Consider the following 17,069-nt stretch of genomic DNA (forward strand, 5'->3'; position numbering starts at 1 on the left):
ATTCACCCGGCTTGAGGAGACCGGGGCTGCTGTGGCGTGATCTGTAAACCATTGGGGACATCCCGGTGAGGATGTTCGTGAAACAAGATTTTGAGCAAATGAAAAGCCCCGCCGGATAGCGGGGCTTTTGCTTTTTTGGTTTCAGGGCTAGCGGTCAGAGACCGCCGGCCGAGCCATTCGGCGCATCATGGGATGGCGTCTGCTCGATTGCATCATCCTCGTCCTCAGGCTTCTTCGGCGGCTTGCGCGCGATGATGCTGTAGAACATCGGGATGAAGAGCGTCGCAACGAAGGTTGCAACCAGCATACCGCCGATAACGCCCGTACCGATGGAGTGACGGCTGGCCGAGCCTGCGCCCGAGCTGATTGCCAGCGGCACCACGCCGAGAATGAAGGCCAGCGAGGTCATCACGATCGGGCGGAAACGCAGGCGTGCCGCAGACAATGCCGCATCGAAGGCGGATTTGCCCGTCTCGCGTTCCAGCACGGCAAATTCCACGATCAGGATCGCATTCTTTGCCGCAAGACCGATGAGTGTCACCAGACCGATCTGGAAATAGACGTCATTGGTCAGTCCGCGCAGATGGGTGGCCAAAAGCGCGCCGAAGATTGCGAAAGGCACCGCCGTGATAACGGCAAGCGGCAGGCTCCAGCGCTCATACTGGGCAGCCAGGATGAGGAACACCATCAGAAGACCGAAAATCATGGCCTGCGTGCCGGTGCCGCTGGTCGTGACTTCCTGATAGGCGGAACCCGTCCACGCGATCTGGAAGCCCTGCGGCAACACTTCCGCCGCCACTTCCTGCATCGCCTTGATGGCGTCGCCCGAGGTGTAGCCCGGCGCCGGGTTGCCGGTGACCTTTGCAGCGTTGAACGCGTTGAAACGTTCGAGCTGGTCGGGACCGACGATGCGTTTGACGGTCACAAGAGCACTCAGCGGAATCATGCTGCCGGAGTCGGCGCGCACGAACACGTGTTTCAGATCGCTTGGATCGCGGCGGAACTCTGCCTCGGATTGCAGATTGACCTGATAGTTACGACCAAACAGCGTGAAATCGTTGACATAGACACTGCCGAAGGTCGCCTGCATGGCGGTGAACACCGAGTTGATCGGCACGCCCATCGCCTTGGCCTTTTCGCGGTCAAGCTGGATGTCGTATTGCGGAACATTCGGATCGAATGTCGTGCGTACACCTGCAAGCTCGGGCCGCTTGGCGGCTGCATCAGTGAGCAGCTTCGTGGCATTGGTCAGCGATTCCACACCACCGCCGGTACGGTCCTGAACATAAAGTTCGAAACCGCCGGTCGTGCTGAGGCCGAGGATCGGCGGCGGGTTGAAGGCCAGCACAAGGCCGTCCTTGATCCCCGCATTCATGCCCATGATGGCGCCCGGCAGGTTGCGCGCGTCGAGATCCGGCGTCGTGCGTTCCTTCCAGTCCTTAAGCATGATGAACATGGTGCCCGCACTGGTCTTCAGACCGCCCGACAAGAGGTCGAAACCCGAAACGGCAAACACGTTTTCCACGGCTGGATGCTTGCGGATATTTTCGCTCGCCTGATTGAGAACCGCCGTCGTACGTTCCAGCGAGGCGGCCGGAGGCAGGATGGCGACACTGAACAGGAAGCCCTGATCTTCATCCGGCAGAAGCGAACTTGGAACCTTCTGGAACAGGAAATACGTGCTGCCCAGAAGACCTGCAAAGATCAAAAGGCCGATGGCAACGCGCTTGAGGAAGAAGCGAACGCCCGCCGTATAACCTTCCGTAACCCGGTCGAAGAATCGGTTGAAGATGCGGAACGGCAGGATCGGCTCATGATGTCCCGGCTTCAGGATCAGCGCGCAGAGCGCCGGTGTCAGGGTCAGCGCCACAGTACCGGACAGCACCACCGAGATCGCGATGGTGACGGCGAACTGCTTGTACATTTCACCGACGAGACCGCCCATGAAGGCAACCGGAATGAACACCGCGCAAAGCACGAGAACAATCGCGATAACCGGCCCCGTCACTTCGCCCATGGCCTTGATGGCGGCCTTGCGCGGCGAGAGCTTCTCGGTCGTCATGATACGTTCGACGTTTTCAAGCACCACGATGGCGTCGTCCACGACGATACCGATGGCAAGAACCAGACCGAACAGGGTCAGAAGGTTGATCGAGAAGCCCAGCACATACATGCCCGCAAATGTACCGATGATCGAGATCGGCACCGCGATAACGGGAATAAGCGTTGCGCGCCAGTTTTGCAGGAAGATGAACACCACGAGGACAACGAGGATAATAGCCTCGATGAAGGTGTGGATGACTTCCTCGACCGAAACCTTAATGAACTTGGTCGTGTCGAACGGGATGGAATAATTGATGCCCGCCGGGAAGCTGGCCTTCAGCTCATCCATACGGTTCTGGATGAGTTCCATCGTGTTGAGCGCGTTTGCGCCCGGCTGCAGATAGATCGCAATCGGAACGGCGGGCGTTCCATTGAGATTACTATCGACGAGATAGCTTTCGGTGCCAAGTTCCACGCGCGCCACGTCTTTCAGACGCAACGTCGCCGCATTGGGGCTGGACCGCAGAATGATGTTTTCGAAGGCCTTTGTATCCGGCAGACGGCCCTGCGTCGTCGCCGTATAGGTGAACGGACCGGCCTGCGGATCAGGCTGATCGCCGAAGCGACCTGCAGCAAACTGCGCGTTCTGTTCCTGAATGGCGGTCTGAACGTCGGATGGCGTCAGATTATACTGCGCGAGCTTGTCCGGGCGCAGCCAGATACGCATCGAATAATCGATATTGCCGAGCAGTTGCACATCGCCCACGCCCGACAGACGCTTCAGATCGTCGATGACGTTCAAAAGCGCATAGTTACCGACATAGGTACGGTCATAGCGTCCCTCTTCCGCGAACATGGCGACCATGCCCAGAATGGTGGTGGAACGCTTGTCCACGGTCACGCCGAGACGCTGCACTTCCTGCGGAAGCGAAGAGGTCGCGCGCTGAACGCGGTTGTTGACGTTGATCGTGGCCTGATCCGGGTCGGTGCCCAGCGCGAAGGTCACAGTCAGCTGCATGGTGCCGCTGCCAAGGCTCGAGGACTGCATGTAAAGCATGTTCTCGACGCCGTTGATCTGCTGCTCCAGCGGCGCGGCGACGGTTTGCGTCACCGTTTCCGCGCTTGCACCCGGATAGGTCGCGGTGACCACCACCTGCGGCGGTGTCAGCTCCGGATATTGGGCGATCGGCAGGATGCGGATGCAGATAAGCCCCGCAAGCACAAGCACAATGGATATGACCGCCGCGAAAACGGGGCGGTCTACGAAAAACTTATTCATTTGCTGCCTGCCGCCTGTTCCTTGCCAGCTTCAGCCGACGATGCTTCCTTGTTGCCGGCAGCCGCCGCCTCGACAGGCTGCACCTTGGCGCCCGGATGCGCCTTGATGACGCCTTCGGTCACAATGCGGTCACCTTCCTTGAGGCCATCGGAAATCAGCCATTCGTCGGCGAGTTCACGCGCGACCGTGACCGGGCGCACTTCCACGACATCGTCCTTGTTCACGACATAGACGAATTGCAGCTGCGGACCCTGCATCAGGGCAGCCTTCGGGATCGTCACGGCGTCTTTCACCTGAATGCCGAGAATGACGGCGCGCACGAACTGACCGGGGATCAGGCGGCGATCCGGGTTCTGGACCACGGCGCGGGCGCCGAGCGTTCCGGTTTCCGTATCGAGCGACGACGAGGTGAAGTCGATCGTGCCTTCATGGTCATAAGCCTGTCCGTCACCGAACAGGATCTTGATCTTGAGACGGTCGGCATCCTCGCCCGTCGCGCCGCGTTCGGCGCGCAGCCGCTGGATTTCAGCGGCTTCCGTGTCGGTGAACGAGAAATTCACATAGACCGGATCAAGCTGCGTGATCGAGGTCAAAAGGCTCGATGTCGCGTCGGTGCCGATAAGGCTGCCCTCGGACACCTGTTCCTGGCTGGTAATGCCGCTGATCGGCGCGGTCACCTTGGTATAGCTCAGATTGAGTTCGGCAGTGCGCAACTGCGCCTGCGCGGCGGCGACAGCGGCCTTGTTCAGATCGCGGGTCGCGAAGGCCGTATCGCGGACTGCCGTGCTCTGCACCTTCTGCTGGACCAGTTGTTCGGCGCGCTCGGCATCGCGGATGGACTGCTGATACTGCGCCTGCGCCTGCGCAACCTGAGCCTGCGCTTTTTCAAGCTCGGCCTGATAGGGCGCCGGATCGATTTCGAACAGCACTTCGCCGGCCTTCACCTCGGTGCCTTCGACGAAGTTGCGGTGCAGGAGAATGCCGCCGACGCGGGCGCGAACCTGCACGTTACGATAGGCGCTGATGCGCGCTGCATATTCATAGGTAACGGGCACGTCGTGCGGTCTGATCGTCACGACAGAAACCTGCGCAGGCGGTGCGCCTGCGGGTGCCTGTGCAAAAACAGGCTGCCCTGCAAAAACAAGAAAAGCGGCTCCCGCCGCAAAAAGCCGGATAGAACGATGGATGGTCATGATGGGTGTTGCCCTTGCTGTCGCCCCGGTGGTGCCCATGAGGTGCGGCCAATTAAACATACATATCTGTTTGTAAACACGATTTGCGATGCTATAGTCAATAAGCTCAAAGGTAGATCACGAATGATTTATCCACGGTACAGCCGAAAAAGCAAGGAAATCCAGTCTTTTCCGGCAGATTGAGACAAATATGCGCCGAACCAAAGCCGAAGCCGCCGAAACGCGGGAAGCCATACTGATCGCTGCCGAGCAGATGTTTCTGGAACGCGGAGTTAATCAGTCATCGCTGATGGAAATCGCGTCCCATGCAGGCGTGACCCGTGGCGCGATCTATTTCCACTTTCACGACAAGCTGGACATATTTCAGGCCATCATCGGACAGGCGCGCTTTCCACAAGAAGAGATCATGCTGCAGGCGGCGAGCGTCAATCATCCGAACCCGCTCAATGTGCTCGAACAATCCATTGTTTCGGCGCTGGAACTGTTCGTGACGAATGAGCGCCAGCAGGTCATTTTCACCATCATCAACCAGCGCTGCGAATATGTGGGCGAAATGGCCCCGGTGGTGGAGCGCATCAAGGAAGCCCGCGACAATGTGCTGTCGCTTTTCACCGGACTTCTGGACGTTGCGGAACGGCGCGGCGAGCTGTCGCCGGAATGGACAGCCAGCACCGCGGCTCCGATCCTGCTCGCCATTGTCAGCGGACTGCTGAACGAATGGCTGCGCAGCGAAAAGAATTTCGATCTGGTGGCGGGCGGCAGCAGGGCTGTGAGGACACATATCCAGTCGCTTCGCCGGAACGACTGAGATCGGTCAGACACGGTAAAGCTACGCTCCGGTTCTCAAAATTTGCATTTCCGCCAGCACAGCCCGCACCCCCTGACACCGAGATCAGGCCATTATCCAGTGTTTGCTAAAGTTTTTCAGGAAGACTCGACAGCTTATTATTTTACGTTTACGTCAATGTAAGCCTTGCGAAGAAGTGGAAACTCGACCACATTATTCTGGAGGGAGCTGACCGGGAGGACGGGCCAGCTTGGGAGATGGGCGGATGACGTTCCGCTGGAAGACATTCCGAAAACTGTGAAATGGCTTTCGGATGCGATGTGCACGAACAAACGATCAGAGCGCCGGTCCGGTGATGGGATCGCAGGCGCTCCAGCTGCAACGGACGGAGCGATCCGGGGAGAAAAAATGGCGAAAAAAGCGACAGGGCAAAGTGCATCTGCAACCGAAACCGTCATGGCGCAGCAGGCCAAGCCTGCACCCGGACAGTTGAACCGCTACTGGCTGCAATCCTATCCGGCTGGCGTTCCCCATGAGTTCGAGCTGAACCGCGCCATGTCCATTGGTGACATGATCGCTACCGCCTGCCGTCAGTTTCCCGGCAATCCTGCCTTCACCTGCATGGGCAAGGACCTGACCTTTAAAGAGCTCGACGAGAATGCGCGGGCGCTCGCCGCATTCCTGCAATCGCGCGGACTGGTCAAGGGCGACCGTGTCGCCATCATGATGCCGAATGTGCTGCAATATCCCATCGCGATCGCCGCCGTCCTGCGCGCGGGCTTCGTCGTGGTGAATGTCAATCCGCTCTATACGCCGCGCGAATTGGAACACCAGCTCAATGATTCCGGCGCCAAGGCGCTGATCGTGCTGGAGAATTTCGCTGCGACCGTTGAAAAGACCCTGCCCGCCGTCAAGCTGTCGACCATCATCGTGGCCTCCATGGGCGATATGCTGGGGCTCAAGGGCCACATCGTCAATCTGGTGGTGCGCAAGGTCAAGAAGATGGTTCCGGCCTGGAACCTTCCCGGCCATGTCAGCTTCAAGGATGCTCTGGCGCAAGGCAGGTCGAAGTCGTTCAATCCGGTTCCCGTCGAAGGTTCGGACCTCGCCTTTCTGCAATATACCGGCGGCACGACCGGCATTTCCAAGGGGCGATGCTCACCCACAGCAATATTCTCGCCAATGTCGAGCAGATGGAACTGTGGAATGAGGTGGCCTTCCGCATCAAGGGCAGGCCGAAAGCGCTGAACTTTGTCTGCGCGCTGCCGCTCTATCACATCTTCGCGCTGACCGTGAATGCGATTTACGGCATGAAACTTGGCGCGCGCAACATCCTGATCCCCAATCCGCGTGACATTCCGGGCTTCGTTAAGGAACTGAAGAAATATCCGTTCCATATCTTCCCCGGCCTCAACACGCTGTTCAACGGGCTGATGAACAATCCCGATTTCCAGACGCTGGATTTCAAGCCGATGATCCTGACGCTTGGCGGCGGCATGGCCGTGCAGCGCCCGGTGGCCGAACGCTGGCATGACATGACCGGTTGCCTGATCACCGAAGGCTATGGCCTGTCGGAAACCTCGCCGGTCGCCAGCGCCAACGCGCTGGACGCGACCGAATTCAGCGGCACCATCGGCCTGCCGATGCCTTCGACCGAAATTGCCATCCGCGACGATGACGGCAATGATCTTCCGCTCGGCGAAGTCGGCGAAATCTGCGTGCGCGGCCCGCAGGTCATGAAAGGCTACTGGAACCGTCCCGACGAAACCGCCCGCGCCATCATGCCGGACGGATTTTTCCGCACCGGCGACATGGGCTTCATGGACGAGCGCGGCTATACGAAGATTGTCGACCGCAAGAAGGACATGATCCTCGTCTCCGGCTTCAACGTCTATCCGAACGAGATCGAGGAAGTCGCAGCAGGCCATCCGAGCATTGTGGAATCAGCCGCCATCGGCGTTCCCAACGAGCATTCCGGCGAAGTGGTGAAGCTTTATGTGGTGCGCCGCGATCCGAACCTGACGGCAGACGAGGTCAAGGCCTTCTGTGCCGAACGGCTGACCAATTACAAGCGCCCGCGCGAAATCGAGTTCCGCGAAAGCCTGCCGAAGAGCAATGTGGGTAAAATCCTGCGCCGCGAATTGCGCGACTGATCGCAAAAATCAACAGCCGGGGTTTTCTCCCCGGCTTTTCTCTTTAGAGAGGTCCCGGGTAAAATGGAATCGGGCAACCGCTATCTATTTGTTTTTACGCATTATCCCACGCTAAAGCGCTACGCACTTTTGCTGGAAATGCTCTAGATCAGGCCGATGGCGGGGCAAGCGGCTGCACGATTTCCTGAAAAGGTGCGAGCGCCTCGCAGCGCCCGGCGAGTGTCGCCAGCGCCGGATATTTCTCGACGTCGACGAGATGCCCATGGGCCTCGCCAACAAACCGCAGCGCACAGGCAACCGCGATATCCGCGTGCCCGATATCGTTACCGAACCAGAACGGCGAACCGCGCGCGGAAAAGTCCTGCTCCAGAACGTCGAGCACACGCCCGATCTGTGTTTCGCACCGCTCCACCCAGACTGGTGACTGTTCCTTGCGCAAAAGCCCCTCATAGAGAAGGCTCACCGCCTTGTCGGCAAGCCCCGTGGCCAGCGCGCAAATCTTTAACGCCTGACGCCGTTCAATGCCGTGACCAGCGATCAGCGGTTTTCCCGCCTCGGCAATCTCATCGAGATAATCGAGGATCGCCGCACTTTCGATCAGCACATCGCCATCGTCGAGCAACAAGGTCGGCACACGGCTGAGCGGATTATAATCCGCCAGTCGGTCACGGTCGCCAAATGTAGACCACGGCCAATGCTCGAATGGCAGGCCATACAGGCGCATGGCGATTGCAACACGTCGGACGAAGGGTGAATCATATTGGCCGATAAGGATCATGGACTTAAGCTCGGATGAGGTTGTAATCCGGCCATGCTACCGCAGGACCCCGCTTCCGCAAGGGTCACTGCGATGAATTCTTCTGAACGAAAGATCAGAAAACGGAAAGCTTTACGGTATGGCTTTCAGCAGTTGCGGCAGACCGGCAATGGACTGAAGCACCACATCGGCATGCGGTTCCAGCGCCTCACGCGGGCTGTTGCCCGACAGGACGCCGATGGCCAGTCCCGCATCCGCCGCATGCGCTGTTTCGAGATCGTGCAGATTATCGCCCACCATGGCGATTTCACGCGGCTGAAGCCCCAGCTTCTCTGCGAAATGCAGCAATGGATCGGGAAAGGGTTTTGGGCGCGCTGCCGTGTCATAACCGATGATCACTTCAAAGAAGCCCTCAATGCCGAGCGCCCTGGCCGTCGCATGGGCGCCCGCCTCGGAATCATTCGTCGCAATGCCAAGCCGATAGCCCATGGCGCGCAGCGCTTCCAGCGTTTCGCGCAGGCCTTCGATGGCGACCGCCGAACGCGCGCCCTCCGCCACCGCATAGCGGTCATATTCGCCGATCAGGCTGCGCCGGTCAGCGTCGTCCAGTTCCGGATGCCAGAGCGAGACGATGTCTTCCACCGTTCCCGCAGCAATCACCGAATTGGCGCGAAAACGCTTTGCCGTCCAGTCATAGCCACCGGCATCAAGCAGGGAGCGCGCATGCGGCTCGTCGCCCTTTCCCAAACACTGGGCAGAACGCTGCGCCAGTGTCCACGAAACCGAAAACCATGTGCGGTCGAAATCGATCAGTGTGCCGTCCTTATCGAAAAGAACGGCACGGATGTTTTTCAGGCGGTCGGCAAAGGGCGTCGCACTCATGCTTCGAGTGCGCCCGCACGCTTCTTGACGGAAGACGGCTTGGCACCGAGCAGTTTCAGGAGATCGTCGCCACGGCGCACATAACGCAGCGAGCGGCGCGTCAGGATGCGACCGGCCTGCGGCGCGGTCATGACGATGTCGTGTTCCGGTTCGCCCGGCACGGTGACAATCGTGACGAGCTTCGCGCCTGCTTCCACCTGATCGCCCGGCTCGACATGGAAGAACACCATGCCGCCTTGCGGTGCGCGGACCATTTCGACGTTCGAAAGCGGCGATATGAGGCCCTTATAGTCGAGGTCGAGCTTGACGCTCTCGTCGCGGATGACGCCGCGATGCACGAGAAACTTATAAAGACCTTCCGCATCGCCCTTGCCCATATCGGCGTAAACATCGGTCAGGCCGCGGAATTCCACCGTGGTCACGGCGCGGCGCTTCATATCGCGCTTGTCTTTCGGCAGTTGCAGAACGGGATGCGCGCAGGCTTCCTCAAAAGCAGCGTCAGCTGTGGTGTCCCATGCAAGGATCGCTGTGGAATTGAGCGCGACCGCCAGATCCTTCATGTCCTCCACGAATTCCTCCGCGATATAGACATAATTTTCGCTCTCGTCGTCGCAATGCAGGTCAAGCACGATATCGTTCGGCAATGCGAGCTTGAGAAGCGTCGCCTTGAGCCGCTTGGCCAAAGCTTCCGGCGCATCGGGACCGGGCAGTTCCGAGGTATCGAAATCCGGCAGCAGCGGGAATGCGCGATTGAAGTTCACCGCCGAGAACATCTCGAAACGGCCCTGATGCTGATAGGCCAGCCACTGGTTGGAACCCACCGGATTGGCCTGTGGCACCACGGTGATGTTGCCCAGAATGCGGCCTTCTTCGCCAGCCTTTTTCAGCATCGGGATGAGAAAATGAAGTGCGGCCTGACCCGGCAGCTCCGAACCATGCAGCGAGGATTGCAGATAGGCTGTCGGCGCATCGCCACCCTTGCCTGCAAAGCGCAGCACACGCAGTTCGATGGCATTGCCCGGTACGTCGCCCGCAAATTCGATGATCTCAGTCTTCATTTCACATCCCATTTCATTTTCATACGAATGAAGCCGGGTCTGGTACAACAAACCCGGCTCCACATTATTTCTATTACGCAGGATTATGCCGTCAAGCTTTGCGTCGTGCGTGCAGATGCGCGACAAGACCTTGCGTGGAGGCGTCGCGGGTGCCTGCCGTCTCCTTGCCGGAAACCACCGGCAGCAATTCGGTGGCCAGTTCCTTGCCCAGTTCCACGCCCCACTGATCGAAGGCATTGATGCCGAAAATCTGCGCTTCCACGAACACACGGTGTTCATAAAGCGCGACGAGGCGACCCAGCGCATAAGGATCGAGCTTGTCGTGCACCAGCGTCAGCGACGGGCGGTTACCGGAGAAAACACGGTGCGGCGCGATCCGCTCGACTTCGCTTTCCGGCAGCTTCTTCGCCTGCAACTGGGCGCGGGCTTCGTCGAGCGTGCGACCCTTCATCAGTGCTTCCGACTGCGCAAGGCAGTTGGCCAAAAGCATTTCATGCTGATGATCGAGTTCCGGTTCGTGCCCTTTGGCGGCCACGATGAATTCCAGCGGGATCGTATCGGTGCCCTGATGCAGAAGCTGGAAGAAAGCGTGCTGGCCGTTGGTGCCGGGCTCGCCCCAGACAACCGGACCGGTCGGGCCGGAAACCGGCTTGCCGTCCACAGTCACACTCTTGCCGTTCGATTCCATGTCGAGCTGCTGGAAATAGGCCGCAAGGCGCGAAAGGCGCTGATCGTAGGGGATGATCGCGCGGCTGCCATAGCCGCAAATCGCTCGGTGCCAGTAGCCGATCAGGCCGAGCCACAGGGGCAGGTTCTTGTCCATCGGCGCATCGCGGAAATGCACATCCATGGCATGGGCACCGGCGAGGAACTTGCGGAAATTTTCGGGACCGACAGCGATCATCACCGGCAGACCAATCGCCGACCATACCGAATAGCGACCGCCGACCCAGTCCCAGAAACCGAAGACGCGCTCTTCGGCAATGCCGAAGGCCGCAACCTTGTCGAGCGCCGTCGACACGGCAGCGAAATGCGCGCCGACCGCCGCCTCGCCCAGCGCATCGGCTATCCATTTGCGCGCCGTCTGCGCATTGGTCATGGTTTCGATGGTGGTGAAGGTCTTCGAGGCGATGATGATCAGCGTCGTCGCCGGATCGAGCGGAGCCAGCGTGTCGGCAATATGTGCGCCATCGATGTTGGACACGAAATGAGCGCGCGGACCATCGTGATAAGGCGCCAGCGCCAGCGTCGCCATGACCGGGCCGAGATCGGAACCGCCAATGCCGATATTGACGATATCGGTGATCTTCTTGCCCGTCGAACCCTTTAGCGCGCCGGAACGGATGCCGTCAGCAAAGGCCGCCATGCGATCCAGAACCTGCTTCACATCCGGCAGCACATTGTGGCCGTCAACGAGCACTTCCTTCGACGATGTGTCGCGCAAGGCCACATGCAGCACGGCGCGGTCTTCGGTATTGTTGATATGTTCGCCTGCGAACATGGCAGCGCGGCGGCCTTCCACGTCTGCGGCCAGCGCCAGCTCTTTCAGAAGCCCAATGGTCTCGTCATTGACCCGACATTTCGACCAGTCGAACAAGAGATCGTCCAGCGACAGCGAATAACGCTCGAACCGGCCCGGATCGGATTGAAATGCCGCGCGCATGTCGTGCGGGGCTTTCTCCGTCCAGTGCTTTTTCAGCTTAGCGACCGTTGCTTCAAGCTTCGTCGCGTCTCTTGCCATGATGCTACTCCCGAATCAAATCGATTTAATTCCGCATATTAGGGCAGTTTAAGAAAGTTTGTGGCAATTAAATCACCGAAACTTCCTATTTGGATAGATTGCCATATACATCTTATCAATCAAATTACATTGATAGCAGCACGCGTCTGGAGCAAAGCATGGACCTGACAGGTGAAGAACGCATAGCAGCGCCAAGACAGGCGGTTTGGGATGCGCTGAACGACATCGAGACGCTGAAAGACTGCATTCCCGGCTGCGAGGATATCGAGCGTCTGTCGCCAACCGAAATCCGCGCTGCGTTGAAAGTCAATCTCGGCATTGTCAAAGTCCGGTTCCACGGCATGCTGGAATTGTCCAACATGAACCCGCCAGCCTCCTATACGATTTCCGGCCATGGCGAGGGTTCTATTGCCGGTTTTGCGCATGGCGTGACCGACGTGATGCTGACCGAAGATGGCGACGAAACAATCCTGTCTTATACCATACGCGGCGATGCGGGCGGCAAGATTGCCCAGCTCGGCACCAAGCTGCTCGGTTCTGTCGCGCGCAAAGTGGCCGACCGCTTCTTCGCCAATATTGCCGAAGCTGCATCCGAAGCCTCTGCGAGAACAGCATAATTTCAAACCATCTATCTGCCTTGAAAAGCGGTGCCTCGCATCGCCTATTTCTTGACAGTTTTTGAGCGCCGCATTTCCGAACGCAAAACCGTTTCACACTTTTGCTGGCAATGCTCGGGAATCATAAATTGACCAGATGATAAAAAAATTTGACCTTCCGAAAAAATCTGTCATCCTAACCATAACCGGAGCAAGCAACAGCAAGATTGCAGCCTGGACATGAGCGGCATTGCGCAAAGGGAACCCGCATGTCGCATGGAGCACCAAGGCGTCCGCAAGGGCGCACAAAGGTCGCTCCGAAGCATTTCTACGCATCGTGATTTCCAAAGGTCGATCCGGACTTTTGGGCCAATACTGTAGATAAAAATGGGAGATGCGATCCATGAATCCTTCCACGAGGGGATCCGCAGGCAGTTCATCCATTGATGCAGAAACGGGCCACACGCCTGACATTCACGGCGCGCGCCTTGCCGCCGGTGAATATGCGCATGTGTTCGACGATCTGCATCCGCCGCTGACGCGGCACGAAGCCATTGTCGAATCCGACCGCTGCTATTTCTGCTATGACGCGCCCTGCATGAATGCCTGCCCGACGGGCATCGACATTCCGCTGTTCATCCGGCAGATCAATGCGGGCAATCCGGTCGGTGCGGCCAAGACAATCCTGAGCGAAAACATTCTGGGCGGCATGTGCGCCCGCGTCTGCCCGACGGAGACGCTCTGCGAAGAAGTCTGCGTGCGCGAAACGGCAGAGGGCAAGCCGGTCAAGATCGGCAATCTGCAACGCTATGCCACCGATGTTCTGATGGCCGAAGGCAAGCAGCCCTTCAAGCGTGGAGCGGAAACCGGCAAGCATATTGCCGTGGTGGGCGCTGGTCCCGCCGGTCTTTCGGCAGCGCATCGTCTGGCCATGAAGGGCCATCAGGTCACCGTGTTCGAGGCGCGGCCGAAGGGCGGCGGTCTCAACGAATATGGTATTGCGGCCTATAAGACCGTCAATAATTTCGCCCAGCGCGAACTGGAATTCGTGCTGGAAATCGGCGGCATCACGATCGAATACAACCAGACGCTCGGTCAGGACATCACCATCGAAGCGCTGAAAGCGGGCCATGATGCGGTGTTCCTCGGCATGGGGCTGCCAGGCGTGAACGATCTTGGCCTTGCCGGCGAAGATGCGCCCAATGTGCTCGACGCGGTCGATTACATCGCCAATCTGCGTCAGGCCAAGGACCTCTCCGCCCTCCCCGTCGGGCGCAATGTGGTCGTCATCGGCGGCGGCATGACGGCCATCGACGTCGCCATCCAGACCAAGAAGCTCGGCGCGGAAAATGTTACCGTCGTCTATCGGCGCGGTCAGGAAAGCATGAATGCCAGCGCCTACGAGCAGGAACTGGCGCAGATCCATGGCGTCGTCATCCGGCACTGGCTGCAACCCCATGCGCTGGAACGCAGCGGCGACGGCACCGTCCATGCGGTGACCTTTGAATATACCGGCAATCAGGACGGCAAGCTGGTCGGCATGGGCGAATATTTGACGCTGGAAGCTGATCAGGTCTTCAAGGCTATCGGCCAGACATTCGATCCAGAACCGCTGCGCGGCTCCGGTATCGGCATGGCCAAGGGCCGGATCAGCGCAGATGCGGAAGGCCGAACCACGGTTGAAGGCATATGGGCGGGGGGCGACTGCGTTGCAGGCGGCAAGGACCTGACGGTCGCATCGGTAGAGGCGGGCAAGATTGCCGCTGAATCGATCCATGCCACGCTGACGCGGCGTCCGCAGGCCGTGGAAGGCTTTGCGGAAGCCGTGCTTTCCGGCGGGGCACATCACGCGAGCGCATCCGCACGGGACAGAAACATCCCATCCGATCATTGGGCAACGACCCAGCTTGGCAACGAGCAAGGCTGAGGAGGTTCAGGACATGGCTGATCTTTCAACGAATTTTCTCGGAATCAAATCGCCCAATCCGTTCTGGCTGGCTTCGGCCCCGCCGACCGACAAGGCCTATAATGTCGAGCGCGCCTTCAAGGCGGGCTGGGGCGGCGTTGTCTGGAAGACGCTCGGCGCGGAAGGCCCACCAGTGGTCAATGTCAACGGCCCGCGTTACGGCGCCATCCACGGCGCCGACCGGCGGCTGCTCGGCCTCAACAATATCGAGCTGATCACCGACCGTCCGCTGGAGGTCAATCTGCGCGAGATGAAAGAGGTCAAGATGCGCTGGCCCGACCGCGCGCTCATCGCCTCGATCATGGTGCCTTGCGAGGAGGAAGCCTGGAAGGCGATCCTGCCTCTGGTCGAGGAAACCGGCGCGGATGGCATCGAGCTGAACTTCGGCTGCCCGCATGGCATGAGCGAACGCGGCATGGGTGCTGCTGTCGGTCAGGTGCCGGAATATGTCGCCATGGTCGTCAAATGGTGCAAGCAATATAGCCGCATGCCGGTGATCACCAAGCTGACGCCCAATATCACCGATATTCGAAAGCCCGCGCGCGGCGCGCATGCGGCGGGTACGGATGCCGTGTCGCTGATCAACACGATCAACTCCATCGTCTCGGTCGATCTCGACCGCATGTCGCCGGTGCCCTCCATTGACGGTCGCGGCAGCCATGGCGGCTATTGCGGCCCGGCGGTAAAGCCCATTGCGCTCAACATGGTGGCGGAAATCGCCCGAGATCCCGAAACCCACGGCCTGCCGATTTCAGGCATTGGCGGCATCACGACATGGCGCGACGCAGCCGAGTTCATCGCGCTCGGCTGCGGCACGGTGCAGGTCTGCACGGCGGCCATGACCTACGGCTTCAAGGTCGTGCAGGAAATGATCGACGGCCTGTCGGACTGGATGGATTCGAAAGGCTATGAAACGCTCGACGATTTCCGCGGCATGGCCGTACCGCAGGTTACCGACTGGCAGTATCTGAACCTGAACTATGTCACCAAGGCGCGCATCGATCAGGATCTCTGCATCAAATGTGGTCGCTGTCACATCGCCTGCGAGGACACCTCGCATCAGGCGATCACCAATCTCGTCAATGGCGCGCGCCATTTCGAGGTGATCGACGAGGAATGCGTCGGCTGCAATCTCTGCGTCAATGTCTGCCCGGTCGAGAACTGCATCACCATGGAGCAGATCGGCGGCGTCGATCCACGCACCAAGGCGCCGATCATGCCTGATTACGCCAACTGGACCACCCATCCGAACAATCCGATGGCGGTCAAGGAAGCGGCTGAATAAACGCTATCCAACAAAGACAAAGCGCCGGGCGAAACCCGGCGCTTTGCAAGCTAGAGCATTTCCAGCAAAAGTGCGTAGCGCCTACGCGGGGAAATCAGTCCACTGGACTGATTTATGGTCCCGCTTCGATGCGTAGGATAATGCGTAAAAGCAAATAGATAGAGCGGTTCCACGATTCCTTTTTAACAGGAACCGCTCGCGTCACGAATCCTTGAAACGCGCCTGAATGCTCTGTGACAGCAGCGCCACCGGGCGGGTCTGATCGCCGGGCGGGTTCCACAGCAGTTCCTCAATCTCGCTGGAAGCGACCGGCACCTGACCGTCCTTCAGCGTGAGATGGAAAAGCTCTGCTTCCACGGTGGCGTCCACCTCATTGGCGGCTGGGGCCGACATCTTCGCCGCATAGCGCAATTGGCTGGCGTCGATGCGAATGCCAAGTTCTTCCTCGATCTCGCGAATAAGCGCGATTTCCGGCTGTTCGCCTGCATCGATCTTGCCGCCGGGCTGGAAGAATATCGCGCTGCCGCGCTTGCGCACGAGCAGGAACCGGCCTGCCTCGTCGCGGATGATGGCTGCTGAAATGCGAATCGTTTTCATGATGCGGCAACTTCTTCCCGTGGGCGGATTCCGTCAAGGATGATGGCGCTGACCGCCGCTGCCGTTTCGTCGTAAAAGCCGGGCTTCTGGGTCCGGTCACCGAGAATGGCGGAAACCTGCACCGAGAAATCGGAATAATGCTGCGTCACCGCCCAGATCGTGAAGATCAGATGATAAGGATCAACCGGCGCGATGCGCTTTTCGGCGATCCACCGATGAATGACGGCTGCCTTCTCATCGACAAGCTGCTTCAGATGCCCTTTCAGAAAATCGGAAATGGCTGGTGCGCCGTGCAGGATTTCATTGGCAAACAGGCGCGAGGCTTCTGGCTTTTTGGCCGATATTTCCAGCTTCACCGCAATATAGCGGCGCAATTCATCCAACGGGTCGCCCTCCGGGTCGATATTCTCGAAAGGCTCCAGCCATGTGGCGAGCGTATCTTCCAGCACGGTGACATAGATGTTCTGCTTGCGCGGAAAATAATAGAGCAGGTTCGGCTTCGACATTCCCGCCTTCTCGGCGATCTGGTCGATGGTCGAGCCGCGAAATCCATAGTTTGAAAACACTTCCAGCGCCGCGTCGAGAATGAGCCGGCGATTGATGCCCTGAATACGCGTCGCACCTTCCGTCTTTTCGGGCGCGGTTGGGTCCGCAGATGGGGGTGCTGAAGGGGCTGTGGCCATTTGACACCTTTCGGCAGTGTAGAATTTTTCAAAAGCGCTTGACCGTCTT

At 58.9% G+C, this 17,069-nt stretch carries 12 protein-coding genes and 1 pseudogene; 5 read left to right on the top strand and 8 right to left on the bottom strand.

Translation table 11 applies throughout. The features are described 5' to 3' along the window. Window positions 1-154 precede the first annotated feature (154 nt). On the bottom strand, window positions 155-3,322 hold the full coding sequence (locus QLQ11_RS06860; RefSeq protein WP_109368331.1) for an efflux RND transporter permease subunit: 3,168 nt from the start codon (window positions 3,320-3,322) through the stop codon (window positions 155-157). After that, window positions 3,319-4,515, bottom strand: a complete 1,197-nt coding sequence (locus tag QLQ11_RS06865) for an efflux RND transporter periplasmic adaptor subunit (protein ID WP_109368330.1) — start codon at window positions 4,513-4,515, stop codon at window positions 3,319-3,321. Before QLQ11_RS06865 ends, QLQ11_RS06860 begins: the two co-directional genes overlap by 4 nt. A 190-nt stretch (window positions 4,516-4,705) precedes the next feature. Between QLQ11_RS06865 and QLQ11_RS06870 the strand changes: the two genes are divergently transcribed. Together QLQ11_RS06870 and QLQ11_RS06875 are read left to right on the top strand one after the other, a co-directional pair. Continuing rightward, a complete protein-coding gene (locus QLQ11_RS06870; RefSeq protein WP_109368329.1) occupies window positions 4,706-5,323 on the top strand; it encodes a TetR family transcriptional regulator in 618 nt (205 codons plus the stop codon). A gap of 387 nt (window positions 5,324-5,710) precedes the next feature. Continuing rightward, window positions 5,711-7,455, top strand: a pseudogene (locus QLQ11_RS06875) (long-chain fatty acid--CoA ligase). A 148-nt stretch (window positions 7,456-7,603) separates the two neighbouring features. Here QLQ11_RS06875 and QLQ11_RS06880 read toward each other — a convergent pair. The 4 genes from QLQ11_RS06880 to pgi all read right to left on the bottom strand — a co-directional run bounded on the left by QLQ11_RS06880 (window position 7,604) and on the right by pgi (window position 11,893). After that, window positions 7,604-8,233, bottom strand: a complete 630-nt coding sequence (locus tag QLQ11_RS06880) for a glutathione S-transferase family protein (protein ID WP_109368327.1) — start codon at window positions 8,231-8,233, stop codon at window positions 7,604-7,606. A gap of 111 nt (window positions 8,234-8,344) precedes the next feature. Then, a complete protein-coding gene (locus QLQ11_RS06885; protein WP_109368326.1) occupies window positions 8,345-9,094 on the bottom strand; it encodes an HAD family hydrolase in 750 nt (249 codons plus the stop codon). Continuing rightward, window positions 9,091-10,152: a succinylglutamate desuccinylase/aspartoacylase family protein gene (locus QLQ11_RS06890; protein ID WP_109370161.1), complete on the bottom strand. Its 1,062-nt coding sequence runs from the start codon at window positions 10,150-10,152 to the stop codon at window positions 9,091-9,093. The genes QLQ11_RS06885 and QLQ11_RS06890 overlap by 4 nt, the downstream gene beginning before the upstream one ends. A gap of 91 nt (window positions 10,153-10,243) precedes the next feature. Beyond that, window positions 10,244-11,893, bottom strand: coding sequence for a glucose-6-phosphate isomerase (gene pgi, locus QLQ11_RS06895; protein ID WP_109368325.1), 1,650 nt, complete (start codon window positions 11,891-11,893; stop codon window positions 10,244-10,246). Window positions 11,894-12,051: 158 nt separating this feature from the next. On the opposite strand from pgi, the gene QLQ11_RS06900 reads away from it, so the two are divergent. The 3 genes from QLQ11_RS06900 (at window position 12,052) to preA (ending at window position 15,740) form a co-directional block, all read left to right on the top strand. After that, a complete protein-coding gene (locus QLQ11_RS06900) occupies window positions 12,052-12,510 on the top strand; it encodes a carbon monoxide dehydrogenase subunit G (protein ID WP_109368324.1) in 459 nt (152 codons plus the stop codon). Window positions 12,511-12,892: 382 nt separating this feature from the next. After that, window positions 12,893-14,416: an NAD(P)-dependent oxidoreductase gene (locus QLQ11_RS06905; protein ID WP_371831109.1), complete on the top strand. Its 1,524-nt coding sequence runs from the start codon at window positions 12,893-12,895 to the stop codon at window positions 14,414-14,416. A gap of 13 nt (window positions 14,417-14,429) precedes the next feature. Next, a complete protein-coding gene (gene preA, locus QLQ11_RS06910) occupies window positions 14,430-15,740 on the top strand; it encodes an NAD-dependent dihydropyrimidine dehydrogenase subunit PreA (RefSeq protein WP_109368322.1) in 1,311 nt (436 codons plus the stop codon). Window positions 15,741-15,941: 201 nt separating this feature from the next. Here preA and QLQ11_RS06915 read toward each other — a convergent pair whose 3' ends face one another. Together QLQ11_RS06915 and QLQ11_RS06920 are read right to left on the bottom strand one after the other, a co-directional pair. Then, window positions 15,942-16,337, bottom strand: a complete 396-nt coding sequence (locus tag QLQ11_RS06915; RefSeq protein ID WP_109368321.1) for an NUDIX domain-containing protein — start codon at window positions 16,335-16,337, stop codon at window positions 15,942-15,944. Next, a complete protein-coding gene (locus tag QLQ11_RS06920; protein ID WP_109368320.1) occupies window positions 16,334-17,020 on the bottom strand; it encodes a TetR family transcriptional regulator C-terminal domain-containing protein in 687 nt (228 codons plus the stop codon). Before QLQ11_RS06920 ends, QLQ11_RS06915 begins: the two co-directional genes overlap by 4 nt. Window positions 17,021-17,069: the final 49 nt, after the last annotated feature.

It is taken from the genome of Ochrobactrum sp. SSR (genome assembly GCF_030067775.1).
GTDB lineage: Bacteria > Pseudomonadota > Alphaproteobacteria > Rhizobiales > Rhizobiaceae > Brucella > Brucella teleogrylli.